Below are 25,065 nucleotides of genomic sequence, written 5' to 3'. Positions count from 1 at the left end.
TACCCGACATGACCAGTCAGTCCACCCTGCAGTCCGTGCCTGCCCTGGGAACGCACCCGGCCTCCGGCTCGAACCCGAGCCGAGCCGAGACCAGGGAGCAACTCGCCAAGGCGTCGTACGACCTTCTTGTGATCGGCGGCGGCATCCTGGGCATCTCCACCGCCTGGCACGCCGCGCAGTCCGGACTCAGGGTGGCTCTGGTCGACGCCGGCGACTTCGCCGGTGCCACCTCCTCCGCCTCCTCCAAGCTGCTCCACGGCGGTCTGCGCTACCTGCAGACCGGCGCGGTGAAGCTGGTGGCGGAGAACCACTTCGAGCGCCGTGCGGTCTCCCGCCAGGTGGCCCCCCACCTGGCGAACCCGCTCACGTTCTACCTCCCCGTGTACAAGGGCGGGCCGCACGGCGCGGCGAAGCTCGGCGCGGGCGTCTTCGCCTACTCGGCGCTCTCCGCGTTCGGCGACGGCGTGGGCCACCTGCTCTCCCCCGCCAAGGCGGCGCAGGACGTGCCCGAGCTGCGCACCGACAACCTCAAGGCCGTGGCCGTGTACGGCGACGACCAGATGAACGACGCGCGCATGGCGCTGATGACGGTCCGCGCGGCCGTCGAGGCGGGCGCGGTCGTACTCAACCACGCCGAGGTCACCGGGCTGCGCTTCACCAAGGGCCGGGTCACCGGCGCCGAGCTCAGGGACCGGATGTCCGGCGCCGAGTTCGGGGTCAACGCCCGCCTGGTGCTGAACGCGACCGGCCCCTGGGTCGACCACCTGCGCCGGATGGAGGACGCGAACGCCGCGCCCTCGATCCGTCTGTCCAAGGGCGCGCACCTGGTGCTGAAGCGCACCGCCCCCTGGAAGGCCGCGCTCGCCACCCCGATCGACAAGTACCGCATCACCTTCGCCCTCCCCTGGGAGGACATGCTGCTGCTCGGCACCACCGACGAGGAGTACGAGGGCGACCCGGCGGATGTCTCGGTCACCGAGAAGGACATAGCCCAGATACTGGACGAGGCCGCGTTCTCCGTCCGGGACCAGCAGCTCCAGCGCGACCTGATGACCTACGCCTTCGCCGGTCTGCGGGTGCTGCCGGGCGGTCCCGGCGACACCGCCAAGGCCAAGCGCGAGACGGTCGTGACCGAGGGCAGGGGCGGCATGCTGTCCGTCGCGGGCGGCAAGTGGACGACCTTCCGGCACATCGGCCGCACCGTGATGCAGAAGCTGGAGGAGCTGCCGGGTCACCCGCTCGGCGACGACTTCGAGCCGATCGCCTCGCTGCCGAAGAAGCTTCCGCTGCCCGGCGTCGCCAACCCGCGCGCGGTCGCCCACCGCCTGCTGGTGGACCACCCGGCGCCCGGCCCGCGCATGGCCGCCGACACGGCCAAGCACCTGGCCACCCACTACGGCTCCCTGGCCTTCGACATCGCCCGGCTGGCGAACGAGCACCCGGAGCTGGCCCAGCGCGTCCACCCGGACGCCCCGGAGATCTGGGCGCAGGTCGTCTGGGCCCGCGACCACGAGTGGGCCGAGACGACGGACGACGTGCTGCGCCGCCGTACCACGCTGACCATCCGCGGCCTCGCGACCGACGAGGTCCGCGCCAAGGTCCAGGACCTGCTCGACGAAAAGTAGGCCCGGGCGGCGGCCGGCCCCCTCCCTGACCAGGGCCGGCCGCCGTTGCCGCGCCGGAACCCGCCGCACCGGGTCCGGAAGGGCGGAAGGGGCGGCTCCACGCCGATGGAGCCGCCCCTTCCCGCTGCCCCTCGGCCTGTCCGGCCGGCCGCCACGGCCGCAACCGGGCGTGCCCCGGCCCCCGTTGGGCACGGTCCCGCGGTGCCCGGGGCGGCGGCGGAGCGGTACGGTCAGGCGGGGCCGCGCCGGGTGTTCCGGCGTGGCGAACGGGGCAGTGATCCGGGCAGCCCCCGGTCAAGGGGGTCGCGGGCGCTCCCGCCGGACGCCGTAAGGTTGGGTGGTCAGGCGAGAGCACGTCGGAAGGAGGCACTGGGTGATCGAGCTGGAGGGGGTTCCCGAGCTGATCGACCCAGTCATGGTGGCCGCGTTCGAGGGCTGGAACGATGCCGGTGACGCCGCCTCCACGGCGGTCGCGCACCTGGAACGCGAGTGGAAGGGCGAGGTGTTCGCGGCGCTGGACGCCGAGGACTACTACGACTTCCAGGTGAACCGCCCCACGGTGTTCATGGACGGCGGGGTGCGCAAGATCACATGGCCGACGACCAGACTGTCGGTGGTGCGGGTCGGCGGGGACAAGCCGCGCGACCTGGTGCTGGTCCGGGGCATCGAACCGTCCATGCGCTGGCGGTCGTTCTGCAACGAACTGCTCGGCTTCGCCCACGAGCTGGGCGTGGAGCTGGTGGTCGTGCTGGGCGCCCTGCTCGGCGACACCCCGCACACGCGTCCGGTGCCGGTCAGCGGGGTGACCTCCGACCCGGACCTGGCGCGCCGCATGGATCTGGAGGAGACCAAGTACGAGGGCCCTACGGGCATCGTCGGTGTCCTGCAGGAGGCCTGCACGCACGCGGGCGTGCCGGCGGTGTCGCTGTGGGCGGCGGTGCCGCACTACGTCTCCCAGCCGCCCAACCCGAAGGCCACGCTGGCTCTGCTCAACCGGCTGGAGGACCTGCTGGACCTGCGCGTCCCGCAGGGCGAGCTGCCCGAGGACGCGCGTGCCTGGCAGGTGGGCGTGGACCAGCTGGCCGCCGAGGACAGCGAGGTCGCCGAGTACGTGCAGACGTTGGAGGAGGCCCGGGACACCGCCGAGCTGCCGGAGGCGTCCGGCGAGGCGATCGCCCGCGAGTTCGAGCGGTACCTGCGGCGCCGGGACGTCGGCCCGCCGGGCGGGCACGCCACGGCGGAAGGCGGCGAGGGCGGCTCGTTCCGGCGGGAGACGCCCCGTGACACGCCCGGCGGGCGCACCCGGCCGCCGAGGCCGGCCAAGCCGGACACGGACAGTCCCGGCGGCACCGAGGCCGACGACGAGGACGGCTCCGAGGACTGAGCGAGGGGCGGTACGCGACTCGCGTACCGCCCCTTCGCCGTCAGGCCGGGCCCGCGCCCGGATCGGGCGGGTGTGTCACAGGGCCACGCCGAGCAGCGCGTCCACGGCCCGGGTGACCAGACCGGGGGCGCCGGTGTCGGTGCCGCCCTCCCGCTGCTGCCGCTCGGCCCAGCGGTCGACGGCGGCGAGCGCGGCGGGCGCGTCGAGGTCGTCGGCGAGGGCCGCGCGGATCTCCTCGACGAGCGCGTCGGCGGAGGGGCCGTCGGGCCGGGAGACCGCGGCCCGCCAGCGGCCGAGGCGGTCCTGCGCGTCGCGCAGGACCTGGTCGGTCCACTCCCAGTCGGACCGGTAGTGGTGGGCGAGCAGGGTCAGCCGGATCGCGGCCGGGTCGACGCCGTCGCGGCGCAGCCCGGAGACGAAGACCAGGTTGCCCTTGGACTTCGACATCTTCTCGCCGTGCAGGGCGACCATCCCGGCGTGCACGTAGGCCTGGGCCATGGGGAACTCGCCGGTGAGCACCTGGGCGTGCGAGGCGCCCATCTCGTGGTGCGGGAAGGCCAGGTCGGAACCGCCGCCCTGGACGTCGAAGCCCATGCCCAGGTGGTCGAGGGCGATCGCCACGCACTCGATGTGCCAGCCCGGGCGGCCGCGGCCGAGAGTGCCGCCGTCCCAGCTCGGCTCGCCCTCACGGGCCGCCATCCACAGCATCGGGTCCAGCGGGTTCTTCTTGCCCGGACGGTCCGGGTCGCCGCCGCGCTCGGCGGACAGCAGCCGCATCGCGGCCGCGTCCAGGTGGGAGACCTGGCCGAAGTGCGGGTCGGACTCGACGGAGAAGTAGATGTCGCCGTCGAGGTCGTAGGCGGCGCCCAGCTCACGGAGCCGCTCCACGAGCGGGACGATGCCGGGTATGGCCTCGACGGCGCCTATGTAGTGCTCGGGCGGGAGCATCCTGAGGGCGGTCATGTCCTCACGGAAGAGAGCGGTCTCCTTCTCGGCGAGGGCGACCCAGTCGACGCCGTCCCGCTCCGCGCGCTCCAGCAGCGGATCGTCGACGTCGGTGACGTTCTGGACGTAGTGGACCTGCCGCTTGGTGTCGAGCCACACGCGCTGAACGAGGTCGAACGCGTTGTAGGTCGCCGCGTGACCCATGTGGGTCGCGTCGTACGGCGTGATGCCGCAGACGTAGATACGGGCGACGGGACCGGGGTCGAGGGTGACGAGGCCGCCGGTCGCGGTGTCGTGGATCCTCAGGTCGCGGCCCTGACCAGGCAGGGCGGGGACCTCGGAAGCGGGCCAGGCATGCATGTACATGAGCCTAACCGGCCGCGAGCTGCGGATACGAACGGGATCGGACCGGATGGCCGGTTGTGCGTTCTTGCGGTTCGTGCCGTGATGTGCTCACACGGGCGGCCAGGGGATCGCCGGCCACTCCCCGCCCGGCTCCGGGTGCAGCCCGGCCGCGAGCAGCGCGTCGACACGCGCGCGCGTCGCGTCGATCTCGTCCTGGGTGATCAGCGGCGCCAGCCGCCCGGCCAGCTCACCGCCCCCGCCGAGGGACCCGCGCAGCGCCCGCAGCACCTCCACCGCCTCGGCCGTGAGCGGCTCCCCGGCCCAGCCCCACAGCAGGGTGCGCAGCTTGTCCTCGGTGTTGAAGGTGACCCCGTGGTCGATGCCGTAGAGCCGGCCGTCCGCGGTGGGAAGCAGGTGGCCGCCCTTGCGGTCGGCGTTGTTGATCACGGCGTCGAGGACGGCCATGCGGCGCAGCCGCCCGTCGTCGGCGTGGACGAGCAGCGCGGTACGGCCCTCGCCGACGTCGGCGAGCCCGATCGCCTTCCAGCCGGGTTCCGGTTCCTCGGCGTCCACCAGGGCGAGCAGTTCCGCCTCGGCGACGGTGTCGATCCAGAGCTGGCACATGCCCTCGCCGTACGGGCCGTCGCGCAGCACGGTCGGCGGGACCAGCCCCCAGCCGGTGGCCTCGGAGACCGCGTAGGCGGCCACCTCGCGGCCGGCCAGGGTGCCGTCGGGGAAGTCCCACAGCGGGCGCTCCCCGGCCACCGGCTTGTACACGCAGGAGGCTTCCCGGCCGTCGAGGGCGACCGTGCAGAACAGCGCCGCGTTGGACGCCTCGCGGATGCGTCCGCGCACGGACAGCTCACCGCGCGCCAGCAGCTCGGCGGCGCCGTCGTCCGCGGCCGTCACGCTCCGCGGCGGTATCCGTTCTGGCGCGGACATACGTGTCCTTCCGGGTCGAGCGGGAGGCTGCACAGCGGGCACGGCGGCCGCCCGGCGTTGACGACGTCCAGGGCGCGCTTGGCGAAGGCCCTGGCCTGCGCGCCGGTCAGCCGGACCCGCAGCATCGGGGGCCCGTTCTCCTCGTCCTGGAGCAGCCGCTCCTCGGCCTCGGCGAGGTCCTCCTCCGTGTCGGCGTCCAGCTCCACCAGGGCCTGCGCCTCCACGATCATGCGCTGTTCGTCGCCGTCCCAGGCCAGGGCCATGGTGCCGACCCGGAACTCCTCCTCGACGGGGGTGTCCAGCGGGCCGGTGTCGGCGACCTCCGTGGGCGCCACGGCGGGGACGGCGGCGCTGCCGCCGCTGCGCCGCACGACCTCGTCCAGCAGCTCGTCCATGCGCTCGGCGAGCGCGGCGACCTGGGTCTTCTCCAGGGCCACGCTGGTCACCCGGGAGCCGGCGACGGCCTGGAGGAAGAACGTACGGCGTCCGGGCAGCCCGACGGTGCCCGCGATGAAGCGGTCCGGCGGGTCGAAGAGGAACACCTGACGGGACACGTCCTGTCTCCATTTGGATTCGGGGATTGCTGCGGTGCGGGCGCTTACGGGTGCGCCGGGGTGGATCGCTTCACCCTACTGCGGGCTACGATCACGGTGCGCCCGCACCGCCACCGACCGGTGCGTCGCCCTCCCCCGGCTCCTCGCGCGGGGCGAGCGAGGCGAAGTCCCCGGTGTCGCCGAGGCGGACGAGGAACGGCCTGAGGCGGGTGTAACGGATCGCGGTGATGGAACACGGTTCCACGGAGATCCTCTGGAAGAGGTCGAGATGGAGTCCGAGGGCGTCGGCGACGAGCGACTTGATGATGTCCCCGTGCGAGCACATGAGGTAGACGGCGTCGGCGCCGTGGTCGCGCTCCACGCGCGCGTTCCACTCGCGTACGGCCTCGGCGGCGCGGGTCTGCATGGCCCGCATGGACTCGCCGCCCGGGAAGGCGGCGGCCGACGGGTGGGCCTGGACGACCTCCATCAGCGGCTCGTCCTTCAGTTCGGCGAGCTTGCGCCCGGACCAGTCGCCGTAGTGGCACTCTCCGATGCGTTCGTCGGTGTGGGCGCGCAGTCCGGGCCGGGCGTCGAGCAGCGGCCGTACGGTCTCCTGGCAGCGTTGCAGGGGGCTCGCGACGACCTCCGCGAGCGGCAGCTCCGCGAGCCGTGCGGGCAGCGCGGCGGCCTGTGCGGCACCGCGCTCGTCGAGGGCGACGCCTGGCGTCCACCCGGCGAGCACGCCCGAGGTGTTGGCGGTCGACCGTCCGTGCCTGACGAGGATCAGCGTGGGCATGCGGCCCAGGGTAAGCGCATCAGTACATGCACTGGTGAACGGGCGAAGGGAGAATGCGCTCCGTGATCGTGGACTGCGCCGTGTACCGGCACGGGCTCCGTACCGAGGGCCCCGAGGACCTGTCCGACGCGCTGGAGGAGGCGCGGGCGGGGGGCGGCTTCGTGTGGATCGGGCTGCACGAGCCGTCGGAACGGGAGTTCGACCTGGTCACCCGGGAGTTCGGGCTGCATCCGCTGGCGGTCGAGGATGCCCTCAAGGCCCATCAGCGGCCCAAGCTGGAGGTGTACGACGACTCGCTCTTCATGGTCCTCAAGCCGGTGGTGTACGAGCCGGAGGGCGACACCGTCTCGGCCGGGGAGGTCATGGTGTTCGTCGGCGACGGCTTCGCGGTGACGGTCCGGCACGGCGTGGGGGCGCCGCTGGCGGCCGTACGGCGCCGTCTGGAGGAGGACCCGGAGATGCTCGGCAAGGGCCCCACCTCGGTGCTGTACGCGATCTCCGACGCCGTCGTGGACCACTACCTGGAGGTGGCGACCGAGCTGCAGACCGACCTGGAGGAACTGGAGGCGGAGGTGTTCGAGCCGGTGAGCGGCGGCTCGCGGCACACCGCGTCGCGCATCTACGCGTTCAAGCGGCAGGTGCTGGAGTTCCGCAGGGCGACCGGGCCGCTCGCGGTGCCGCTGACCCGGCTGGCCGGCGCCGGACCGCTCGGCGGCGGCGGTGGGGTGCGGTTCGTGGACGACAAGGCGCGGCCCTTCTTCCGGGACGTGAGCGATCACCTCACGCGCGTGAACGAGTCCGTGGAGAGCCTGGACCGGCTGGTGTCGGACATCCTGTCGGCGCACCTGGCGCAGACGAGCGTGCGGCAGAACGACGACATGCGGAAGATCTCCGCCTGGGCGGCGATGGCCGCGGTGCCGACGATGATCGCGGGCGTGTACGGCATGAACTTCGACCACATGCCCGAGCTGCACTGGCTGTGGTCGTATCCGGTGGTGCTCGTGCTGATGGCCGCGCTGGAGGTGCTGCTGTACCGGCAGTTCAAGCGGCGCGGCTGGCTGTGAGCGGGCCGTCCCGGCCGGGAGGCCGGGAGCGGGCCGTTCGGAAGAAGGAGCGCCGGGGGTCGTAACCACCCGGCGTCCGGTGCGTTGTTATGCGTGACGGCCGTGGCGGGGAAGACCCCCGAGCCCCCACCACGGCCGCGGAACTTCCCGCGGCGGGCCCTATCCGAGTCCGGCGCGCTCCAGGGCCTCGCTGCCGGCCCGCAGGGAGGCGATCCGCTCGTCGAGCGTGAAGCCCGCGGGGGCCAGGGAGAGGGTGGTGACGCCGGCCGCGGCGTAGGCCTTCATCCGGTCGGCGATCCGGTCCACGGAGCCCAGCAGCGTCGTCCTGTCGATCAGGTCCTGCGGAACCGCGGTCGCGGCGCCCTGCTTGTCGCCGGACAGGTACTTCTCCTGGATCTCGGCGGCCTCCTTCTCGTACCCCATGCGCTGGGCGAGCCGGTTGTAGAAGTTCTGCTTGAAGCTGCCCATACCGCCGACGTACAGCGCGGTGTAGGGGCGGAAGGTGTCCGCGAGCCGGGACACGTCCTTGTCGTCGCCGACGGCCAGCGGCAGGGTCGGGCAGATGTCGAACCCGTCGAGGGTCTTGCCGGCCTTCTCCCGTCCGGCGCGCAGGTGCGTGATCGTGGTGTCCTCGAGGTGCTCGGCGGAGGGGAAGATCAGCAGGGCGCCGTCGGCGATCTCGCCGGTCTGCTCGAGGTTCTTCGGGCCGATGGCGGCGATGTACAGCGGGATGTGCTCGCGCTGCGGGTGCACGGTCAGCTTGATCGGCTTGCCCGGGCCGCCGGGCAGCGGCAGCGTCCAGTGCTCGCCCTCGAACGACAGCCGCTCGCGGGTCATCGCCCTGCGGACGATCTCCACGTACTCGCGGGTGCGGGAGAGCGGCTTGTCGAACCTGACGCCGTACCAGCCCTCGGAGACCTGCGGGCCGGAGACGCCGAGACCGAGCCGGAAGCGGCCCTGGGACAGCGAGTCCAGGGTCGCCGCGGTCATCGCGGTCATCGCCGGCTGCCTGGCCGGGATCTGGAAGATCGCCGAGCCGACGTCGATGCGCTCGGTCTGGGCCGCGACCCAGCTGAGCACGGTGGCCGCGTCCGAGCCATACGCCTCGGCGGCCCAGCACACGGCGTAGCCCAGCCGCTCGGCCTCCTGCGCGACGGCCAGATTGTCCGCGTCCATCCCGGCACCCCAGTAGCCGAGGTTGATCCCGAGCTTCATCGCCGAATCCCCTTACCCACGAGTAACGTCCGTTGGCTGCGACCTTAGCGATCCGGGGCCGTCCCCGCACAGCCCCCGCCCGTCGCTCCCCGCCGGCGCGGGCAGCGGCACGGCCCGGGAATCCGGGCGCCCGCCGGGGCGGATCCGGTTGTCCACAGGCAACCCACGGCACCAGTTCTGGCCAGTAATCTCCCGCACATGGAGCAGAGGCATCTCGGCCGTACCGGCCTGCGCGTGTCCCGGATCGGACTCGGCACCCTCACCTGGGGCCGGGGCACCGACGAGCACGACGCCGCGGACATGCTGAAGACCTTCTGGGAGGCCGGCGGCACCCTCGTCGACACCGCGGACGTGTACGGCGACGGTGAGGCGGAGTACCTGCTCGGGCGGCTCATGGAAGGCCTGGTGCCCCGCCGGGACCTGGTGATCTCCACCAAGGCGGGCAGCGTCCCCGACCCGGACCGCCGCGTCGACGGCTCCCGCGGCCATCTGCTGTCCGCCCTCGACGACTCCCTCGCCCGCCTCGGCACCGACCACGTCGACCTGTGGCAGATCCACGCCCACGATCCCGGCACCCCGCTGGAGGAGACCCTCCAGGCCCTCGACGTGGCGGTGAGCAGCGGCCGGGCCCGGTACGTCGGCGTCGCCAACTTCTGCGGCTGGCAGCTCGCCAAGGCGGCCACCTGGCAGCTCGCCGCGCCGGGCCGCACCCGGCTGGCCGGCACGCAGCTCGAGTACTCGCTGCTCCAGCGCGGCGCCGAGCGCGAGGTGCTGCCCGCCGCGCTCGACCTGGGCGTCGGTCTGCTGCCCTCCTCCCCGCTGGGCCGTGGTGTGCTCACCGGCAAGTACCGGCACACCACTCCGGCGGACTCGCGCGGCGCCTCCGAGCACCTCGCGGCGTTCGTCGAGCCGTACCTCGACGACACCGCCTCCCACATCGTGGACGCCGTCACGACGGCCGCGGACGGGCTCGCGGTCACCCCGCTCCAGGTGGCCCTCGCCTGGGTCAGGGACCGGCCCGGGGTGGCCGCCCCGATCGTCGGCGCGCGCAACGCGCAGCAGCTCACGGCCGCACTGTCAGTGGAGGCGCTTAGTCTTCCTGACGAGATCTGCCGGGCGCTGGACGATGTGTCGGCGCCCGTGCACCGCTATCCCGATCACGACTGGAGCACGCTGTGAGCACGGAGCCGGAGACCACGGAGGACACCGGGCCCGAGGCCCCGGACGCCCCGGAGAGCCCGGACACTGAGCGGACCCCGGAGCAGGGCACGGCGGCCGGCGACGACCCGGGGAGCACGGGCGCGGAGCCCGCCGGCGACGCCGGCAAGCCCGAGCTGTCCGAGGCGGAGGCCGAGCTGGCCGCGCAGCGGCTGGAGCGGGAACGGATCGAGCGGCGCAAGGCCGAGCGGAAGGCGCCCATCGCGAGCGGCACCGCGCTCAGCGGGCAGGCGGCCGACCTGCTCGCCGCGGTCCGGGCGGTGGAGAGCGGCGAGCAGCCGGCGTCCGCGGTCTTCACCGAGCCCGCGCCGGCCCCCCGCCGCCCGGCCCCCGAGCCGGTCCGCCGGCCGCAGCCCGCGCCCGCCGCGGCGCCCGCCGCCCACGCGCCCGCCCCCGAGACCGTCGAGGCCGTGCGGCGAGTGCTCGCCGAGGGCGGGGCCCCCGAGGCCCTGGCCGTCCAGGTCGCGTCGGGACTCGGTGAGGGCGCGGACACCGCGCTGCGCGAGGACCCCTGGCAGCTGCTGCGGATCGGCGGGGTGCGGCCGGAGCAGGCCGACGGGTTCGCGCGGGCGCTGCTCGGCGCGGAGTGCGGCCCGGACGACGAACGGCGGGGCCGCGCGGTGACCGTCTGGCTGCTGGAGCAGGCGGCGCTGGCCGGGCACACCGCGCTGGAACTGACGGCGCTCACCGCGGCCTTGGCGCAGCGCGGCGTGCCGGACCCGGACGCGGCGGTGCAGAGCACGGTCACCGAGGCGGAGGCGCTGCTCTTCCAGGACGCCCTGGAGGAGCCGGGCGCCCCTGCCCCGCTGGAGGAGGACGGCGAGGGGGAGCGCCCGGTCCGGGTCCTCGCCGGTCTGGAGCGGTACGCGCTCGCCGAGGAGAGCCTCGCCGACGGGCTGGCCCGGCTGGTCAACTCGCTGCCGAAGGAGGCCGCCGGGCCCTGGGAGGCGGTCGCCGCCGGGGCGTCCGGCGGCGCGGCCGAACTGGCCCGCGCGGTCGCCGGGCACGCTCTGGTGCTGCACACCGGCGGCGAGGCGGCCCGCGCCGAACCGGCCGCGCTGCTCGGCGCGGCCCGGGCCGCCGGGCTGCGTGCCTTCGCCGTCTGCCACACCCCGGACGGCCGCCGCCGCCTCGCGGAGCTGCTCGGTGACGCCGAGGCCGCCCCGGCTGCCGGCACGGTCGCCGGTGTCCTCTCCGGGGCCGAGGGGCCCGGCCGGGACGCGGAGGGCGCACTGGACCTGGATCTGCTGATCGTGCTGGACGCGCCCCAACTCGACGTGGAGAGCGGCGCGATGCTGGTGGAGTCGCTGCCCGACGGGGCCCGGCTGGTGCTCAGCGGCGACCCCGCGGTGCTGTGGTCGGCCGGTCCCGGCCGGGTCTTCGCCGACCTGCTGGCCGCCCGCGCCTGCCCGCTGCTCGCCTCCCGCACCCCCGACCCCGGCCCGCTGGGCGAGCTGGTCTCCGGCATCGGGGCCGGTGAACTGAACCAGGTGGAGGCGCCCGGCAAGGAGATCGTCATCGTTCCGGTGCGGGACGCGGGCGAGGCCGTGCACCGGACGGTGCAACTGGTCGCGGACTCGGTGCCGCGGGCGATCGGGGTGCCGCCCGAGCAGACGGTGGTGATCACCCCGGGCCACGGCGGCGCCGCCGGAACCCGCGCCCTGAACACGGCGCTGAAGGAACGCCTCAACCCGGGGCCCGGCCGCTTCGGCGGCTTCGACCCCGGCGACCGGATCGCCTACTCCCCCGCCCCGGGCCGTACGGTGCCGGGCCGCGTGGTGGACGCCGATACCGACGGGCTGCGTCTGGAGTGCGCGGGCGAATCGGTCGTCGTGCCCCGGGAGCGGGTGGAGCAGTCGGTGCGGCACGGCTGGGCGCTGACCGCCCACCAGGCGGTGGGCGGCCGCTGGCCGGCCGCGGTGGTGGTGCTGCCGGGGGACGCCGGGCAGACCCTCACCAGACCCTGGGTGTACACGGCCTTCGGCCGGGCCGAGCGCCATCTGTCGGTCGTGCACGGTGTGGAGCAGGCACTGCCGAGGGCCGTGGCGGAGGGCCGGGCCAAGCCCCGGACGACCCGTCTGCAGACGTTGCTGCGCGCCCAGGCCCCCTCTGCGGGCTGACCGGTCCGCCGGCTTCGCACCCGGCGGAGGCGGCGGTGCCGTACGGGCCATGGGCCCCGGCGGCACCGCCGGACCGGCTCACCGCTCGGCGTCGAGCGGCTCGAGATCGTCGTCGCCGTCCAGTTCGTCGTCCGCGTCCAGTTCGTCGAGGCCCTCGTCGTCGATCGCCTCGTCCTCGTGGTCCTCGTCGTCGTCCTCGTCGTCGGCCTCGTGGTCCTCGTCGAACACCGCGCTGACGTCGAACCGGCAGAGCACCCGCTCCGGGTCGACCTCGTCGAACGGGGCCTCCAGCCACTCACCGGGATCGGCCGGCTCGTCGGCGGCGGTGACCCACAGCGTGGAGTCGCCCTCCTCGAGGCCGAACTCCTTGTGCCGGGAGGCGATCTCGTCCGGTTCGAACTCACCGAAGAGGACACCGAGCGCCCCGGGGACGGTGGCGGCGGCATCGCCGTTCACGCCCTCGCCGTCCTCGTATTCCGCCGCCTCGACCCGCTCGGCCTGGGCGAGCAGCCGCTGGGGCTCCGCCACGGAGTAGTCGCGGCGGATCAGCACGCTGACGGCGTTCGGTTCCCCCGGGCCCGCGTACGGCGGCAGCGAGTCCTCCGCGCCGGGGATCTCGAAGGGCGTGACCTCGTCGTAGCGGTCGTAGAGCAGCTCGTCGTACGCCTCGGCGGCCGAGGCCAGCTCGTTGAACGCCTCGTAGACGGCCTGGTCGTCCTCCCCCGTCCTGCGTTCGACCGCGGCCAGGTGACGGTCGAGCGCGGTCTTGACCGCCTCGACGGCGGCGCGTACCTCGGCAGCGGTGGGCTGCGCAGCATCAGACATAGTGCAGACGCTATCCGTACCGGGCACCAGCCCGCACAATAGATGCGATGCCGGAATACGAATTTGTCGACGTGTACGTGCCTCGCGGGGTGTCCCGCAAGGACGCCACGCGTCTGCTGACGGACCATGCCGAGTACGGACACTGGGAGTTGGACCGACTGAGCCTGCTGCGCGACGGCAGCCGCAAGGTGCGGTTGCGCCGACGGATCATCCGCCAGGTGCGGGCCACGTGGTGAGGCAGGACGACGCATGAACAACGGAGCGGGCCCCGCCGGGACGGCGGGGCCCGCTCCGTTTGCCGCGGCCTTGCGGCCGCGGTTCTCCGGCTAGGCGGAGGCCCGGGCCTTGCGGTACAGGACCGCGCCCGCGAGCAGCGCGCCCGCGCCGGCCGGCAGCGCGAGCCCGAGCGGCACCTCGCTTCCGGTGTGGGCGAGCTGACCGCCGCCCACGGACTGCTCCGAGCCGCCGCCCTGCGTCCTGACCTGGGACGAACCGTGCGGGGTCCGGCCGGTGTCGACGGGCGGAGTGGCCGGCGTCCCCGGGTGGCCGGGCGTACCGGGGTGACCGGGCGTTCCGGGATGGCCCGGGCTGCCGGGGTGACCGGGCGTTCCGGGGTGCCCCGGAGTACCGGGATTCCCCGGGTGCCCGGGGTTGCCGGGCGGGTTGTGGTGCCCGCTGCCGTTGTCGCAGTCGTTGCCCTTGGCGGCGTTGCCGACGCCCACGACGTTCACGCTGTTGCCGCACACGTTCACCGGGACGTCGACCGGCACCTGGACGGTGTTGCCGGAACCGACGCCGGGCGAGTGGTCGCTGCGTCCGCTCGCGTGGGAGCCGCTGGACTTGCCGTGGCCGCCCGAGCCGCTGCCGCCGTGGTTGGCGCAGGCGTTGCCCACGGCCGGGTTGAGGAGCCCGACCACGTTCACGGTGTTGCCGCAGACGTTCACCGGCACGTGCACCGGCGCCTGCACGGTGTTGCCGGACAGCACGCCGGGCGAACCGTTGGTGGATCCGGCCGCGCCGGCGTCGGCGTGCGCGTAGCCGCTCGCGGCGGCGATCACGCCGGTGGCGGCGGCCATGGTCATCAGACCCTTGCGGGTGCTCTGTCGCATTACGGAATTCCCCCCTGCCTTCGATGATCTCTGCACCCTCCGCGAAAAGGAATTCCGCGGAGAAAGGCCGGTCGGCCCCGGAGCGCATGGCTCGCGCTCCGGGGCCGACGGCTCGTAAAAGACGCCCCTCGGGGAGTCGGCGTCAGTCGTTGACGCAGGCGTTGCCGAAGGCGGGGTTCAGGAGCCCGATCACGTCGACCGTGTTGCCGCAGACGTTCACCGGAACGTGGACGGGCACCTCGATGACGTTGCCGGAGACGACGCCCGGCGAGTGCGCGGCGGCACCCTGGGCACCCGAGTCGGCGACGGCGAGGCCCGCCCCCGCGAGAACCAGACCACCGGTGGCGGCCGCGGCAGCGACGACCTTCTTGATCATTTATTCCTCCTAGTTGACAATGCGATTCCCAAGGTGCGGGGATCACATCACCTGTAACGAGGAGGGGGTAATGAGGCTACGAGCTTATCGTCGCATTCACTCTTCTCAGTCGATCTCGCACAGCCGCCCTATTACCCCGGCCCAGGGCGTCACGACGCGTCGATGAACCGGTCCAACACCCGCACACCGAACTTCAGCCCGTCCACCGGCACCCGCTCGTCCACGCCGTGGAACATGCCGGCGAAGTCCAGCTCCGGCGGCAGCTTCAGCGGCGCGAAGCCGAAGCCGCGGATGCCGAGGTCGTCGAAGGACTTGGCGTCGGTGCCGCCGGAGAGCATGTAGGGGATCGCCTTGGCGGTCGGGTCCTCGGCGAGCAGCGCGGACTGCATGGCCTCGACCAGCGCGCCGTCGAAGGTGGTCTCGACCGCCTTGTCGGCGTGCACGTCCTCGCGGCGGACGTTCGGCCCGAGGAGCCGGTCGAGGTCGCCGAGGAACTCGTCCTCGTACCCCGGCAGGAACCGTCCGTCGATGTGCGCGGTGGCCTCTCCGGGGATGACGTTGACCTTGTAGCCGGCGGTGAGCTGGGTGGGGTTGGCGGTGTTGGAGAGGGTCGCGCCGATGAGCTTGGCGATGCCGCCGAGCTTGGCGAGGGTGGCCTCCATGTTCTCCGGGTCCAGCTCCGTGCCGAGGGCGTCACCGAGCTCGTCCAGGAAGGCCCGGGTGGTCTTGGTGACCCGGACCGGGAACTTGTGCCGGCCGACCCGGGCGACGGCCTCGGACAGCTCGGTGATGGCGTTGTCCCGGTGGATCATCGACCCGTGCCCGGCGGTGCCGGCCACGGTCAGCTTCATCCAGTGCATGCCCTTCTCGGCGGTCTGGATCAGATAGAGCCGCCGCTGCTCGTCCACCGTGAACGAGAAACCGCCCACCTCGCTGATCGCCTCGGTGACGCCCTCGAACAGGCCGGGGTGGTTGTCGACCAGGTGGCGCGCGCCGTAGGTGCCGCCCGCCTCCTCGTCGGCGAGGAAGGCGACCACGATGTCGCGCGGGGGCCGGCGTCCGCTCCTGAGCCGGTCGCGCACGACCGCGAGGGTCATCGCGTCCATGTCCTTCATGTCGACGGCCCCGCGCCCCCACACGCACCCGTCGGCGACCTCGCCGGAGAACGGGTCGTGGGTCCAGTCGCCGGCGTTGGCCGGTACGACGTCCAGGTGGCCGTGGATCAGCAGCGCGGGCCGGGACGGGTCCTCGCCCTCGATGCGGGCCACGGTGGAGGCGCGGCCGGGGTGCGACTCGAAGATCTCCGGCTCCAGCCCGACCTCGGCGAGCTTCTCGGCGACGTACTCGGCGGCCGCCCGTTCGCCGGGCCCCGAGTGGTCGCCGTAGTTGCTGGTGTCGAACCGGATCAGCTCGCGGCAGAGGTCCACGACCTCGTCCTCGCCGGTGACGCCCCTGGCCGTGTCCGTCTCGCTCACGCTGATTCCTCCCACTGTCACTGCTGGTGGTCCCGTCCATCCTCTCCCCGGCCCCGCCCCGCGCCCAAGACCGGGCCCGGCCCGTCACGCGCCGTTCACGCCGGACCGGCGGCGGGGACGGGGTGTGATCGGCCACCCCCGAAAGCCTGGTAGTGTTTCCTTCGTCGCCGCGGGGGAAACACCGCACGACAGACACCTTGTCCGGGTGGCGGAATGGCAGACGCGCTAGCTTGAGGTGCTAGTGCCCTTTATCGGGCGTGGGGGTTCAAGTCCCCCCTCGGACACCAATGAGGCCCCTGCTCTGCGGGGGCCTTTCGCATGTCCTGGGAGGCGGCGCCGTCCGGGCCGCGGGCCACGGCCGCTTCTCAGCGGGGCGCGGTGGCGCGCACGGGCCGTGCGGTGAGGGTGCCGTCGTCCCTCCGCTCGACGCGGGTGCCGAGGTCGCGGCCGCACCGGTCGAGCACGGTGCGCAGCCAGGCGGTGTCCTCGGCCGAGGCGTGTTCCAGGCGCATCCGGCGGGCCCGCAGGGGCACCATCCGCAGCCGGGTGAGCCGGCCGGTGACCTCGTCGAGGGTCACCAGGTACAGCAGGCGCAGGTCGTCCCGGTAGCGCTCGTAACCGCTGATGCCCTCGTAGTCGTCGACGAGGTCGCCGCAGCCGTACAGGACGAGCCGGCCCCGGTACACCTCGGGGGCGCGCGGGTGGTGGGAGGAGTGGCCGTGGACGACGTCCACACCGGCGTCGACCAGGGCGTGGGCGAAGCCGATCTCACCGCGGGGGATCCCGTATCCCCAGTTGGGGCCCCAGTGGACGGAGGCGACGACGAGGTCGGCGGGCCGCCGGAGCTGGCGCAGGCAGTCGGCGAAGGCGGCCGCGCCGGCCGGGGTCGGGGCCGGGATCAGGGCCACTCCGGAGCGGTCGGCGGTGGCGGCCCAGCCGTGCGGGATGCCGCTGGAGGGCATCCCGAAGGAGAAGACGAGGACGCGTCCGCCCGACCTCAGGGGCACGGCGGCGGGCCGCCAGGCCGCGACCGCGTCGGGGCCCGCTCCGGCCGTGCGCAGTCCGGCCCCGGCCAGGCTGTCCAGCGTCTCCGCCAGGCCGGGCGGCCCGAAGTCCAGCACGTGGTTGTTGGCGAGGACGCAGACGTCGGGGCGGGCCGCGGCGAGGCATGAGAGGTTGGCCGGGTTCATCCGGTAGTGGACGGCCTTGCCGGGCGCGAAGTCGCACTCCTGGGTGACGGCGGTCTCCAGGTTGATCAACCGCACCTCGGGCGCGGCCCGGTCCAGGCAGGCCAGCGCCTCGCCCCAAGGCCAGGCCGGGTCCACCGGGCGGGGTATCGGGCCGTTCGCGGCCTCGGCGAGGGACACGTAGTCCCGGGCGTCGCGCACGTAGTCCTCCCGCAGGGCGGGGTCGCCGGGGTGCGGCAGGATCTGGTCGACGCCCCGGCCGAGCATGACGTCACCGGCGAGGAACAGGGTGACGGCTCCCTCGCGCATGGTCCCGGCCTACACGTGCGCGGGGGCCATGTGGTCGGTGAACCAGTCGCGGGCCAGTTCGGTCACCCTCTCCAGCGTGCGGGGTTCCTCGAAGAGATGGGTGGCGCCCGGCACCACCTCGAGCCGGCTCTCGCAGCGCAGCGCGGCCTGTGCCTCCCGGTTGAGTCCGAGCACCTGCCGGTCGGCGCCGCCCACGATGAGCAGGGTGGGAGCGGTCACCTCCGACAGCCGGGGCCCGGCGAGGTCGGGGCGGCCTCCGCGGGAGACGACGGCGGCGGGGCGTGCCGCCGGTTCCGCGGCGGCCCACAGCGCGGCGGCCGCGCCGGTGCTGGCGCCGAAGTAGCCCACCGCGAGCCCTTCGGCGTCGGGCTCCTCGCGCAGCCACCGGGTGGCGTCGCGGAGCCGGCCGGCCAGCAGTCCGATGTCGAAGACGTTGGCCCTGTCCCGTGCCTCGTCCTCGGTGAGCAGGTCGAACAGCAGGGTGCCGAGTCCGGCCCGGTTCAGTCCGCCGGCGACGAACCGGTTGCGGGTGCTGTGCCGGCCGCTGCCGCTGCCGTGGGCGAAGGCCACGATTCCCGTCGCGCCCGCGGGCAGGGTGAGCCGCCCGCGCAGCCGGACGGGTCCGGCGGCGATCTCCGCCTCCCGGTCCCCGGGGCCGGTGCCGGCGAAGCGTTCGTGGCGGTGGGCCGCCTGCCGCAGCCAGGCGGTGACCTCGTCGTCGGCGATCTGGGTGAAGTCGCCGTAGAACTGGCCGATCGCCCAGAAGTCCGCCGGGGTGGCCAGGCAGACCAGGTCGTCGGCCTCCCCGGCGAGCCGGTGCGGGAAGTCCCAGGGCGCGACGGGGACGGCGAGCACGATCCGGGCGGCGCCGCGTGCCCGGGCGATCCGGCAGGCGACGCGCGCGGTGGAGCCGGTGGCGACGCCGTCGTCGACGATCACCGCGGTCCGGCCGGCGACGGCGGCCGGCCGGCGGTCGCCGCGGTAGCGGGCGGCACGCTGCGCCAGGACGGCGCGCTCGTGCGTCTCGACCCGGTCCAGCTCGGCCGGTGAGACCCCGCTGCCGCGCAGCACCTCCTGGTTGATGACGCGGACGCCGTCCTCGCCGATGGCGCCCATGCCGAGCTCGGGCTGGCGTGGCAGGCCCAGCTTGCGGACCATGCAGACGTCCAGCGGGGCGTCGAGGGCTTCGGCGACCTGCGCGCCGACCGGGATCCCGCCCCGGGGCAGTCCGAGCACCACGACGTCCTGGCCTCTGAGGTACTCGAGGCGGGCGCCCAGCCGTCGTCCCGCCTCGAGCCGGTCGGTGAAGAGCACGGTGGGCTCCCTCATTCCCGGGACAGCCAGAGCGGCGCGGGGGCTTCCCGGTCGGTCGCGCCCATCTCCTTCATGTCGCCCGCGGCCGCGCGCAGCAGCACCCGGCCCATGGCGATCAGTGCGCGTCCGGCGGCGAGTTCGTCGCCGATGTCGGGCACCGCCGTGTCGTAGGGGTTGCGGCGGGCCTCGGCGTGGCTCTCCAGGACGTTGTCTCCGGTGTCCAGGACTATCCGGGCGGTGGTGTCCGGGTCGTGTTCGGACAGGTACAGGTTCAGCCGCCATTCCTTGACGGACGGAGGACGGCTGCTCAGGGGTCGAGTCATCGTCCGTCTCTCCTCACTGCGCTGCGAGGCCCTCGGGACGCACCGGCGCGCGTCACCCCTTCCACTGTGCACCGGTGGGGCGTTCGCCGCACCGGCGGCGGAGCGGGGCGGCGGCCCGGGCAGAATGAGGGGCATGACCACGCGCGCCTGCCCCTGCGGACTTCCCCTGTCCTACGACGCCTGCTGCGGCCGTTTCCACTCCGGGCCGGCCGCCGCTCCGACCGCCGAGGCGCTGATGCGGTCGCGGTACAGCGCGTTCGTCCGGGGGGACGCGGCGTACCTGCTGCGGACGTGGCATCCGCGGACCCGTCCCGAGCGACTGGAGCTGGATCCGCGGACGAGGTGGACGGGGCTGGAGATCCTGGAGACCGGGGAGGGTTCGGCGTTCCACCGCGCGGGGACGGTGACCTTCCGCGCCTCCTACCGGGGCGGTTCGCTGCACGAGCGGAGCCGGTTCGAGCGGGTGGACGGGGCGTGGGTGTACGTCGACGGGGACTTCCTGGACTGATTCCGGGCCGCGGGTGCCGGTCCCGGCCGCGTCTGCGGGACGTCAGGGCGCCAGGATGTCCAGTTCCTGGAGGGCGCCCTCGGTGATCTCCCGGGTGAGCCGTTCGGCGCGGGTGCGGTCGCCCTCGCGGACCGCTTCGGCGACCTGGACGTGCAGGGTGACGGCCGCCGGGTCGGGGTCCTCGAACATGACCTCGTGGTGGGTGCGTCCGGCCAGCACCTCCGCGACGACGTCGCCGAGTCGGGCGAACATCTCGTTGCCGGAGGCGGTGAGGATGACCCGGTGGAAGGCGATGTCGTGGACCAGGTAGTCCTGGAGCCGGTGCCCGCGTGAATTGGCCACCATCCCGAGGGCGCACTCGGTGAGTTCCGCGCACTGCTCGGCGGTCGCGTGGGTGGCGGCGAGGCCGGCGGCCACCGGTTCGACGGCGGAGCGCAGCACGGTCAGGGAGCGCAGCTGGTGCGGGCGGTCGGCGCCAGCCAGACGCCACCGGATGACCTGCGGGTCGTAGACGTTCCACTCGCACTTGGGACGTACGGTGACGCCGACCCGGCGGCGGGACTCGACCAGGTGCATGGACTCCAGTACGCGGACGGCCTCGCGCATCACGGAGCGTGAGACCTCGAAGTGCTGTGCCAGCTCGTCGGTGCGCAGCACGCTGCCCGGTGGGTAATCCCCCGCGGTGATCGCGGGACCGAGGGTGTCCAGTACGCGGCCGTGCAGCCCCCGGCCCGGTGTGCTCATGGAGTCAGCGTACGGCCTGGATCACGGCCACAAAAAGTCAGACTTATATGTCACACACTCTTGAATTCGTCGTACCTAATGAGTTTCAGTGTGGCGACGCCGAAGTGGCGTCGGATGTCGAGGAAGACAGCGAGGCAGTCATGCGCACCCCCCAGGTCGTCGTCGTGATGGGCGTCGCCGGGACGGGCAAGACCACGATCGGTCCGTTGCTCGCCGCCCGGCTGGGTGTCCCCTACGCCGAGGGCGACGACTTCCACCCGCGGGCCAACATCGAGAAGATGACGGCCGGCGTTCCGCTCGAGGACGCCGACAGGTGGCCGTGGCTGGAGGCCATCGGGCACTGGGCGCACGGGCGGGCCGGGCTCGGCGGTGTGGTCAGCAGCTCGGCGCTGAAGCGGTCGTACCGCGACCGGCTCAGGGCCGTCGCTCCGGGAGTGGTGTTCCTCCACCTCACGGGCGACCGCGAGCTGATCGAGGACCGGATGTCCCACCGGCGGGGGCACTTCATGCCGACCGCGCTGCTGGACTCCCAGTTCGCCACGCTGCAGCCGCTCGAGCCGGACGAGGCGGGAGTGGCCGTGGACGTCAGCGGCGGCCCCGAGGAGATCACCGCACGCGCCGTGCGGGCCCTAGACGCGCTTTCCGAGACCTCCGAGTAACACCTCACCCCCGTCCCCCGTACCTGCAAGGGAACCCCCGTGACCAGACTCAGTGTCGAGATGCTGGCAGCGGACGCACCTCCGCCGATCACCTCCGCCGGCCATGCCCAGCTCGGCATCGCCGTCCTGGTGGGCATCGCCGTCATCGTGCTGCTCATCACCAAGTTCAAGCTCCATGCCTTCCTGTCGCTGACCATCGGGTCACTGGTGCTCGGCGCGGTCGCCGGGGCCCCGCTGGACAAGGCCATCGTCAGTTTCACCACCGGGCTCGGCAGCACCGTGGCCGGCGTGGGCGTCCTGATCGCGCTCGGGGCGATCCTGGGCAAGCTCCTCGCCGACTCCGGCGGCGCCGACCAGCTCGTCGACACGATCCTCGCCAAGGCGGGCGGCCGGTCGATGCCGTGGGCGATGGTGCTGATCGCGTCCGTGATCGGTCTGCCGCTGTTCTTCGAGGTCGGCATCGTGCTGCTGATCCCGGTCGTGCTGATGGTCGCCAAGCGCGGCAACTACTCCCTGATGCGCATCGGCATCCCGGCACTCGCCGGTCTGTCCGTGATGCACGGCCTGATCCCGCCGCACCCCGGCCCGCTCGTCGCGATCGACGCGGTCAAGGCCAACCTGGGTGTCACGCTGGCGCTCGGCATCCTGGTCGCCATCCCCACGGTGATCATCGCCGGTCCGGTGTTCTCGCGCTTCGCCGCCCGCTGGGTGGACGTGCCCGCTCCCGAGCGGATGATCCCGCAGCGCCCGTCCGAGGAGCTGGAGCGCCGTCCGGGCTTCGGCCCGACGCTGGCCACCGTGCTGCTCCCGGTGGTGCTGATGCTGGCCAAGGCGCTGGTGGACATCGTGGTGGACGACACCGCCAACATGACCCAGCGGGTCTTCGACGTGGTCGGTTCCCCGCTGATCGCGCTGCTCGCCGCCGTCATGGTCGGCTTCTTCACGCTGGGCCGGCCCGCCGGGTTCGGCAAGGAGCGTCTGCAGCGGACGGTCGAGAAGGGCCTGATGCCGATCGCCGGCATCCTGCTGATCGTGGGCGCGGGCGGCGGCTTCAAGCAGACGCTGATCGACTGCGGAGTGGGCCGGATGATCCTGGACATCTCCAAGGACTGGTCGATCCCGGCGCTGCTGCTGGCCTGGCTGATCGCGGTCGCGATCCGGCTGGCCACCGGCTCGGCGACGGTGGCGACGGTTTCGGCGGCCGGTCTGGTCGCGCCGCTCGCGGCCGACATGTCGACCACCCACGCCGCGCTGCTGGTCCTCGCCATCGGCGCCGGCTCGCTCTTCTTCAGCCATGTCAACGACGCCGGCTTCTGGCTGGTGAAGGAGTACTTCGGGCTGAGCGTCGGGCAGACCGTGAAGACCTGGTCGGTGATGGAGACGATCATCTCGGTGGTCGCGGGCGGACTGGTCCTGCTCCTGTCACTCGTCATATAGGCGGGCGGCACACACATGGGCGCGCCTGTCCCGTAGGCGTGGCGGACACCGCTCACCCCCTCTTCGGCGGCCGAGGAGGGGGTGAGTTCCGTTTCAGGGGCGCCACAGCGGGTGTTCCCGCTCGGCCCACCGTCTGCTCACCGTGCCGGTCCGCAGCCCGCGCCGCGCCTCCGGGTCACCGAGCGCCATACCGATGTGGCCGGCCAGCACCACGCCGATCGTCAGGGCGAGCCAGTCGTGCACGAAGGTCGCCGAGGTCCGCCAGACCAGCGGGGTGAGCCGGGTGAACCACATCATCAGGCCGGTGCCGAGCATGACCAGCGTGGCCCCGGCGATCCAGGCCGCGTAGACCTTCTGGCCGGCGTTGAACTTGCCCGCCGGCCGCGAGGAGCGGCGCTTGTCCCGGCTCAGCGCGGCCCACAGCCAGAGGCGGTCGTGCGGGCCGAAGCGGTTGAGGAAGCGCAGGTCGGCGCGGAAGGCGCGGGAGGCGAGGCCCAGCAGCACGGGGACGGGCAGGGCGAGCCCGGCGCACTCGTGGACCCGGACGACCAGTTCGCGGCGGCCGACGAGCACGGCGAGCTGCGGGATGTAGAGGCAGGCCGCGGTGAGCACGCACGCGCCCATCAGCGCGGCCGTGCCGCGGTGCACCCAGCGCTGGGCCGGGCCGAAGCGGCCAACGCGGGAGTCCGGCGGTGCCGGGGTGTCAGCTCGTAGGCTCATCGGTCCGTCCGTTCGACCGGCCGACCCAGGCGTCGACGTCGTAGCCGAGCCGCTCCCAGTAGCCGGGCCGGACGTGGTCGGTCACGGTGACGCCGGAGAGCCACTTCGCGGACTTGTAGAAGTACATGGGCGCGACGTAGAGGCGGACGGGGCCACCGTGGTCGTGGCCGATCTCCTTGTCCTGCATGCGCAGGGCGACCAGGACGTCCCGGCGGCGGGCCTGTTCGAGGGTGAGGCTCTCGGAGTAGGTGCCGTCGAAGCAGGTGAAGCGGACCGCCCGGCCGGCGGCCCGCACTCCGGCCGCGTCCAGCAGCCGGGAGAGCGCCACGCCCTGGAATGGGGTGCCGGGGACCCGCCAGCCGGTGACGCACTGGACGTCCCTGACCAGCCGGGTCTGCGGCAGCGCGCGCAGGTCGGCGAGGGTGTAGGTGCGCGGGTGGTCGACCAGGCCGTCGACGGTGAGCCGGTAGTCGGCGGGGCTCCTGTGCGGGACGGAGGCGGCCACCGAGTAGTAGCGGAAGCCGCCGCCGTTGGGCAGCAGGCCGGTCAGGCCCGTGGGATCGTCGCCGGAGAGGCCGCCGAGGACGCCTTCGAGGCCGCGTTGCACCACCGGGGCGGTGGCGACGCCCAGCGCTCCCAGGGCGAGGGTGCCGAGGAAGACGCGGCGGCCGACGGGCCGGCCCTGGGCGCCGGGGTCCTCGGGCGGTTCGGGGTTCACGTGTTCATTCGAGCACCTCCGGCCGGGGCGTGGCCAGTGTGTGCGGGCCTCGGTCAGCGTTCCGTAAGGACTTCCCGCCCGGGTGCGGGAACGCTTCCGCCGTGTGTGCGGGGGTGTCCGCCCAGCGCGCGGGCGCGGGCCGCGCGGAAGGCCGGCCACGGCTCGCGGTGCGGGTACGACCACGGCACGGGGGTGGCGTGCCGGCCGATCCGCCGGAAGAGGGCCGCCGCCTCGGCCGGGCGGCCGGCACAGGACATCGCGAAGGCGAGATGGTTGAGGTCGGTGTGACGGCGGGGGTGTTCGTCGTGCTCCCACTCCAGCCACCAGTCGAAGGCCGCGCGCAGGACGCGGCGGGCCCGGGGGCCGGACCAGTGCCCGCTGCCGGACGGGTCGGCGGGGGCCAGGCGGGCGGCGGCCAGGACGCGGTAGCGCTCGGCGTACGCGACGACCGGGAGGACGGCCAGCGGGGAGTCGGCGGGGGCCTCGGCGGCGGCCCGCTCGGCGAGGTCGTACACCTCGTGGGACTCGGCCCGGCCGCCCTGGGGCCGCTCGGCGAGCCGGGCGACGAGCAGGTGGTGGGCGTGGTGGTGTTCGGGGTGGCGCTCACGCAGTTCCGCGAAGGCGCGCAGCAGCTCGCGCTCGGGGCCCAGAAGTCGCGCGAGCTGGAGCAGACCGAGCCAGGGGGTGGGGTCGGCCGGGGCGAGGGCGGCCGCGCCGCGGCAGGCGGCACGGGCCCGGTCGGGGCTCTCCTTGCCGCGTAAGGTCCGCCGGACGAGTGCCAGGGCGTTCAGGGCGGCGGCGTCGGGCGAGTCCGGTTCGGCGAGCAGCCAGTCCTGGGCCCAGGCCGCGGCGTACGGCGCGCCGGCGAGCACGGTGAGGCGGTGGCCCCGGCGGTCCCAGTCGTCGCCGGTGCGCCGCAGCAGGGCGCGGGTGGCCTGTCGCCTGCCCTGGGCCAGCGCGGTGCGGGCGGCGAGGAGTTCGGCGTCGTCCAGGGCCTCGTCGAAGGCGCCGGAGCCGTCCGGGGCGGTGTCGCCCGGCCGGTCCGGGAGGGCACGGCCGGTGCCGAGCAGAGACGGGATTGGGGGCACCGCGGGACTTCCTGTTTCTCGGGCTGCCATCGACCGATCACGCACAGCAAACCCCCAGCCAAGGTTTGCGTCAAGCCGAACCG

Annotated in this window: 25 protein-coding genes and 1 tRNA gene; 10 read left to right on the top strand and 16 right to left on the bottom strand. The window is 73.5% G+C overall.

Annotation, left to right across the window (positions count from 1 at the left end):
* Nucleotides 1-8: 8 nt before the first annotated feature.
* Both ACZ6B1_RS20820 and ACZ6B1_RS20815 read left to right on the top strand, forming a co-directional pair.
* The gene (locus ACZ6B1_RS20820) at nt 9-1,625 is read left to right on the top strand and encodes a glycerol-3-phosphate dehydrogenase/oxidase (protein ID WP_468780392.1); all 1,617 of its coding nucleotides are present in this window, start codon (nt 9-11) and stop codon (nt 1,623-1,625) included.
* 373 nt (nt 1,626-1,998) lie between these two features.
* On the top strand, nt 1,999-3,009 hold the full coding sequence (locus tag ACZ6B1_RS20815) for a PAC2 family protein (RefSeq protein WP_468780390.1): 1,011 nt from the start codon (nt 1,999-2,001) through the stop codon (nt 3,007-3,009).
* A 75-nt stretch (nt 3,010-3,084) separates the two neighbouring features.
* On the opposite strand, the gene mshC is transcribed toward ACZ6B1_RS20815, so the two are convergent.
* The 4 genes from mshC to ACZ6B1_RS20795 form a co-directional block, all read right to left on the bottom strand.
* The gene (mshC, locus tag ACZ6B1_RS20810) at nt 3,085-4,314 is read right to left on the bottom strand and encodes a cysteine--1-D-myo-inosityl 2-amino-2-deoxy-alpha-D-glucopyranoside ligase (RefSeq protein ID WP_468780388.1); all 1,230 of its coding nucleotides are present in this window, start codon (nt 4,312-4,314) and stop codon (nt 3,085-3,087) included.
* Nucleotides 4,315-4,407: 93 nt separating this feature from the next.
* The gene (locus ACZ6B1_RS20805; protein ID WP_468780386.1) at nt 4,408-5,241 is read right to left on the bottom strand and encodes an SCO1664 family protein; all 834 of its coding nucleotides are present in this window, start codon (nt 5,239-5,241) and stop codon (nt 4,408-4,410) included.
* Nucleotides 5,205-5,795: a DUF3090 domain-containing protein gene (locus ACZ6B1_RS20800; RefSeq protein WP_468780384.1), complete on the bottom strand. Its 591-nt coding sequence runs from the start codon at nt 5,793-5,795 to the stop codon at nt 5,205-5,207. The genes ACZ6B1_RS20805 and ACZ6B1_RS20800 overlap by 37 nt, the downstream gene beginning before the upstream one ends.
* A 91-nt stretch (nt 5,796-5,886) precedes the next feature.
* The gene (locus ACZ6B1_RS20795) at nt 5,887-6,573 is read right to left on the bottom strand and encodes a histidine phosphatase family protein (RefSeq protein WP_468780382.1); all 687 of its coding nucleotides are present in this window, start codon (nt 6,571-6,573) and stop codon (nt 5,887-5,889) included.
* Between the two features lie 62 nt (nt 6,574-6,635).
* Here ACZ6B1_RS20795 and ACZ6B1_RS20790 point away from each other — a divergent pair, with 62 nt between their 5' ends.
* Entirely contained in the window at nt 6,636-7,637 is a 1,002-nt protein-coding gene (locus ACZ6B1_RS20790; protein WP_468780885.1) for a magnesium and cobalt transport protein CorA, read from the top strand.
* Between the two features lie 159 nt (nt 7,638-7,796).
* On the opposite strand, the gene ACZ6B1_RS20785 is transcribed toward ACZ6B1_RS20790, so the two are convergent.
* The gene (locus tag ACZ6B1_RS20785) at nt 7,797-8,852 is read right to left on the bottom strand and encodes an LLM class F420-dependent oxidoreductase (RefSeq protein ID WP_468780380.1); all 1,056 of its coding nucleotides are present in this window, start codon (nt 8,850-8,852) and stop codon (nt 7,797-7,799) included.
* Between the two features lie 198 nt (nt 8,853-9,050).
* On the opposite strand from ACZ6B1_RS20785, the gene ACZ6B1_RS20780 reads away from it, so the two are divergent.
* Together ACZ6B1_RS20780 and ACZ6B1_RS20775 are read left to right on the top strand one after the other, a co-directional pair.
* Entirely contained in the window at nt 9,051-10,031 is a 981-nt protein-coding gene (locus ACZ6B1_RS20780; protein WP_468780378.1) for an aldo/keto reductase, read from the top strand.
* Entirely contained in the window at nt 10,028-12,190 is a 2,163-nt protein-coding gene (locus ACZ6B1_RS20775; RefSeq protein WP_468780376.1) for a helix-hairpin-helix domain-containing protein, read from the top strand. The genes ACZ6B1_RS20780 and ACZ6B1_RS20775 overlap by 4 nt, the downstream gene beginning before the upstream one ends.
* A gap of 78 nt (nt 12,191-12,268) precedes the next feature.
* On the opposite strand, the gene ACZ6B1_RS20770 is transcribed toward ACZ6B1_RS20775, so the two are convergent.
* Entirely contained in the window at nt 12,269-13,015 is a 747-nt protein-coding gene (locus ACZ6B1_RS20770) for a hypothetical protein (RefSeq protein ID WP_468780374.1), read from the bottom strand.
* 47 nt (nt 13,016-13,062) lie between these two features.
* Here ACZ6B1_RS20770 and ACZ6B1_RS20765 point away from each other — a divergent pair, with 47 nt between their 5' ends.
* Nucleotides 13,063-13,251, top strand: a complete 189-nt coding sequence (locus tag ACZ6B1_RS20765; protein ID WP_030053310.1) for a DUF5703 family protein — start codon at nt 13,063-13,065, stop codon at nt 13,249-13,251.
* Between the two features lie 90 nt (nt 13,252-13,341).
* Here ACZ6B1_RS20765 and ACZ6B1_RS20760 read toward each other — a convergent pair whose 3' ends face one another.
* The 3 genes from ACZ6B1_RS20760 to ACZ6B1_RS20750 all read right to left on the bottom strand — a co-directional run bounded on the left by ACZ6B1_RS20760 (nt 13,342) and on the right by ACZ6B1_RS20750 (nt 15,975).
* Nucleotides 13,342-14,124: a chaplin family protein gene (locus tag ACZ6B1_RS20760; protein WP_468780373.1), complete on the bottom strand. Its 783-nt coding sequence runs from the start codon at nt 14,122-14,124 to the stop codon at nt 13,342-13,344.
* A gap of 142 nt (nt 14,125-14,266) precedes the next feature.
* On the bottom strand, nt 14,267-14,500 hold the full coding sequence (gene chpH, locus ACZ6B1_RS20755; protein ID WP_468780371.1) for a chaplin ChpH: 234 nt from the start codon (nt 14,498-14,500) through the stop codon (nt 14,267-14,269).
* Between the two features lie 149 nt (nt 14,501-14,649).
* Nucleotides 14,650-15,975, bottom strand: coding sequence for a M20/M25/M40 family metallo-hydrolase (locus ACZ6B1_RS20750; RefSeq protein ID WP_468780369.1), 1,326 nt, complete (start codon nt 15,973-15,975; stop codon nt 14,650-14,652).
* 199 nt (nt 15,976-16,174) lie between these two features.
* Between ACZ6B1_RS20750 and ACZ6B1_RS20745 the strand changes: the two genes are divergently transcribed.
* Nucleotides 16,175-16,262 (top strand) — tRNA-Leu (locus ACZ6B1_RS20745).
* 78 nt (nt 16,263-16,340) lie between these two features.
* Here ACZ6B1_RS20745 and ACZ6B1_RS20740 read toward each other — a convergent pair.
* Genes ACZ6B1_RS20740 through ACZ6B1_RS20730 form a run of 3 tightly spaced genes read right to left on the bottom strand, consistent with a single transcriptional unit; the run spans nt 16,341 to nt 19,108 of the window.
* Nucleotides 16,341-17,471: a CapA family protein gene (locus ACZ6B1_RS20740; protein WP_468780367.1), complete on the bottom strand. Its 1,131-nt coding sequence runs from the start codon at nt 17,469-17,471 to the stop codon at nt 16,341-16,343.
* Between the two features lie 9 nt (nt 17,472-17,480).
* Nucleotides 17,481-18,785, bottom strand: coding sequence for a phosphoribosyltransferase family protein (locus ACZ6B1_RS20735; protein WP_468780365.1), 1,305 nt, complete (start codon nt 18,783-18,785; stop codon nt 17,481-17,483).
* 11 nt (nt 18,786-18,796) lie between these two features.
* Nucleotides 18,797-19,108, bottom strand: a complete 312-nt coding sequence (locus tag ACZ6B1_RS20730) for a dsRBD fold-containing protein (protein WP_468780364.1) — start codon at nt 19,106-19,108, stop codon at nt 18,797-18,799.
* A gap of 133 nt (nt 19,109-19,241) precedes the next feature.
* Here ACZ6B1_RS20730 and ACZ6B1_RS20725 point away from each other — a divergent pair, with 133 nt between their 5' ends.
* A complete protein-coding gene (locus ACZ6B1_RS20725) occupies nt 19,242-19,616 on the top strand; it encodes a YchJ family protein (RefSeq protein ID WP_468780362.1) in 375 nt (124 codons plus the stop codon).
* A 42-nt stretch (nt 19,617-19,658) separates the two neighbouring features.
* Here the strand turns inward: ACZ6B1_RS20725 and ACZ6B1_RS20720 are convergent, their stop codons facing one another.
* Nucleotides 19,659-20,360 (bottom strand): FadR/GntR family transcriptional regulator, encoded by a 702-nt coding sequence (locus tag ACZ6B1_RS20720; RefSeq protein ID WP_468780360.1) that lies wholly within the window; start codon nt 20,358-20,360, stop codon nt 19,659-19,661.
* A gap of 140 nt (nt 20,361-20,500) precedes the next feature.
* Here ACZ6B1_RS20720 and ACZ6B1_RS20715 point away from each other — a divergent pair, with 140 nt between their 5' ends.
* Both ACZ6B1_RS20715 and ACZ6B1_RS20710 read left to right on the top strand, forming a co-directional pair.
* The gene (locus tag ACZ6B1_RS20715) at nt 20,501-21,019 is read left to right on the top strand and encodes a gluconokinase (RefSeq protein WP_468780359.1); all 519 of its coding nucleotides are present in this window, start codon (nt 20,501-20,503) and stop codon (nt 21,017-21,019) included.
* Nucleotides 21,020-21,058: 39 nt separating this feature from the next.
* A complete protein-coding gene (locus tag ACZ6B1_RS20710) occupies nt 21,059-22,456 on the top strand; it encodes a GntP family permease (protein ID WP_468780357.1) in 1,398 nt (465 codons plus the stop codon).
* Nucleotides 22,457-22,549: 93 nt separating this feature from the next.
* Here the strand turns inward: ACZ6B1_RS20710 and ACZ6B1_RS20705 are convergent, their stop codons facing one another.
* The 3 genes from ACZ6B1_RS20705 to ACZ6B1_RS20695 are packed head-to-tail and all read right to left on the bottom strand — an operon-like array spanning nt 22,550 to nt 24,982.
* A complete protein-coding gene (locus tag ACZ6B1_RS20705; protein WP_468780355.1) occupies nt 22,550-23,176 on the bottom strand; it encodes a cytochrome b/b6 domain-containing protein in 627 nt (208 codons plus the stop codon).
* Nucleotides 23,160-23,894, bottom strand: coding sequence for a molybdopterin-dependent oxidoreductase (locus tag ACZ6B1_RS20700; protein WP_468780353.1), 735 nt, complete (start codon nt 23,892-23,894; stop codon nt 23,160-23,162). Before ACZ6B1_RS20700 ends, ACZ6B1_RS20705 begins: the two co-directional genes overlap by 17 nt.
* A 53-nt stretch (nt 23,895-23,947) precedes the next feature.
* Nucleotides 23,948-24,982, bottom strand: a complete 1,035-nt coding sequence (locus ACZ6B1_RS20695) for a hypothetical protein (RefSeq protein ID WP_468780351.1) — start codon at nt 24,980-24,982, stop codon at nt 23,948-23,950.
* Nucleotides 24,983-25,065: the final 83 nt, after the last annotated feature.

Source organism: Streptomyces sp. NPDC041129, from assembly GCF_055592265.1.
This window is presented reverse-complemented; position numbering and strand designations above follow the sequence as displayed.

Bases quoted from the DNA above. Each gene is read 5' to 3' on its own strand.
- ACZ6B1_RS20820 (WP_468780392.1), top strand. From the start codon at position 9: ATGACCAGTCAGTCCACCCTGCAGTCCGTGCCTGCCCTGGGAACGCAC.
- mshC (WP_468780388.1), bottom strand. From the start codon at position 4,314: ATGCATGCCTGGCCCGCTTCCGAGGTCCCCGCCCTGCCTGGTCAGGGC.
- ACZ6B1_RS20805 (WP_468780386.1), bottom strand. From the start codon at position 5,241: ATGTCCGCGCCAGAACGGATACCGCCGCGGAGCGTGACGGCCGCGGAC.
- ACZ6B1_RS20795 (WP_468780382.1), bottom strand. From the start codon at position 6,573: ATGCCCACGCTGATCCTCGTCAGGCACGGACGGTCGACCGCCAACACC.
- ACZ6B1_RS20785 (WP_468780380.1), bottom strand. From the start codon at position 8,852: ATGAAGCTCGGGATCAACCTCGGCTACTGGGGTGCCGGGATGGACGCG.
- ACZ6B1_RS20780 (WP_468780378.1), top strand. From the start codon at position 9,051: ATGGAGCAGAGGCATCTCGGCCGTACCGGCCTGCGCGTGTCCCGGATC.
- ACZ6B1_RS20770 (WP_468780374.1), bottom strand. From the start codon at position 13,015: ATGTCTGATGCTGCGCAGCCCACCGCTGCCGAGGTACGCGCCGCCGTC.
- ACZ6B1_RS20765 (WP_030053310.1), top strand. From the start codon at position 13,063: ATGCCGGAATACGAATTTGTCGACGTGTACGTGCCTCGCGGGGTGTCC.
- ACZ6B1_RS20760 (WP_468780373.1), bottom strand. From the start codon at position 14,124: ATGCGACAGAGCACCCGCAAGGGTCTGATGACCATGGCCGCCGCCACC.
- chpH (WP_468780371.1), bottom strand. From the start codon at position 14,500: ATGATCAAGAAGGTCGTCGCTGCCGCGGCCGCCACCGGTGGTCTGGTT.
- ACZ6B1_RS20740 (WP_468780367.1), bottom strand. From the start codon at position 17,471: ATGCGCGAGGGAGCCGTCACCCTGTTCCTCGCCGGTGACGTCATGCTC.
- ACZ6B1_RS20730 (WP_468780364.1), bottom strand. From the start codon at position 19,108: ATGACTCGACCCCTGAGCAGCCGTCCTCCGTCCGTCAAGGAATGGCGG.
- ACZ6B1_RS20725 (WP_468780362.1), top strand. From the start codon at position 19,242: ATGACCACGCGCGCCTGCCCCTGCGGACTTCCCCTGTCCTACGACGCC.
- ACZ6B1_RS20720 (WP_468780360.1), bottom strand. From the start codon at position 20,360: ATGAGCACACCGGGCCGGGGGCTGCACGGCCGCGTACTGGACACCCTC.
- ACZ6B1_RS20715 (WP_468780359.1), top strand. From the start codon at position 20,501: ATGCGCACCCCCCAGGTCGTCGTCGTGATGGGCGTCGCCGGGACGGGC.
- ACZ6B1_RS20705 (WP_468780355.1), bottom strand. From the start codon at position 23,176: ATGAGCCTACGAGCTGACACCCCGGCACCGCCGGACTCCCGCGTTGGC.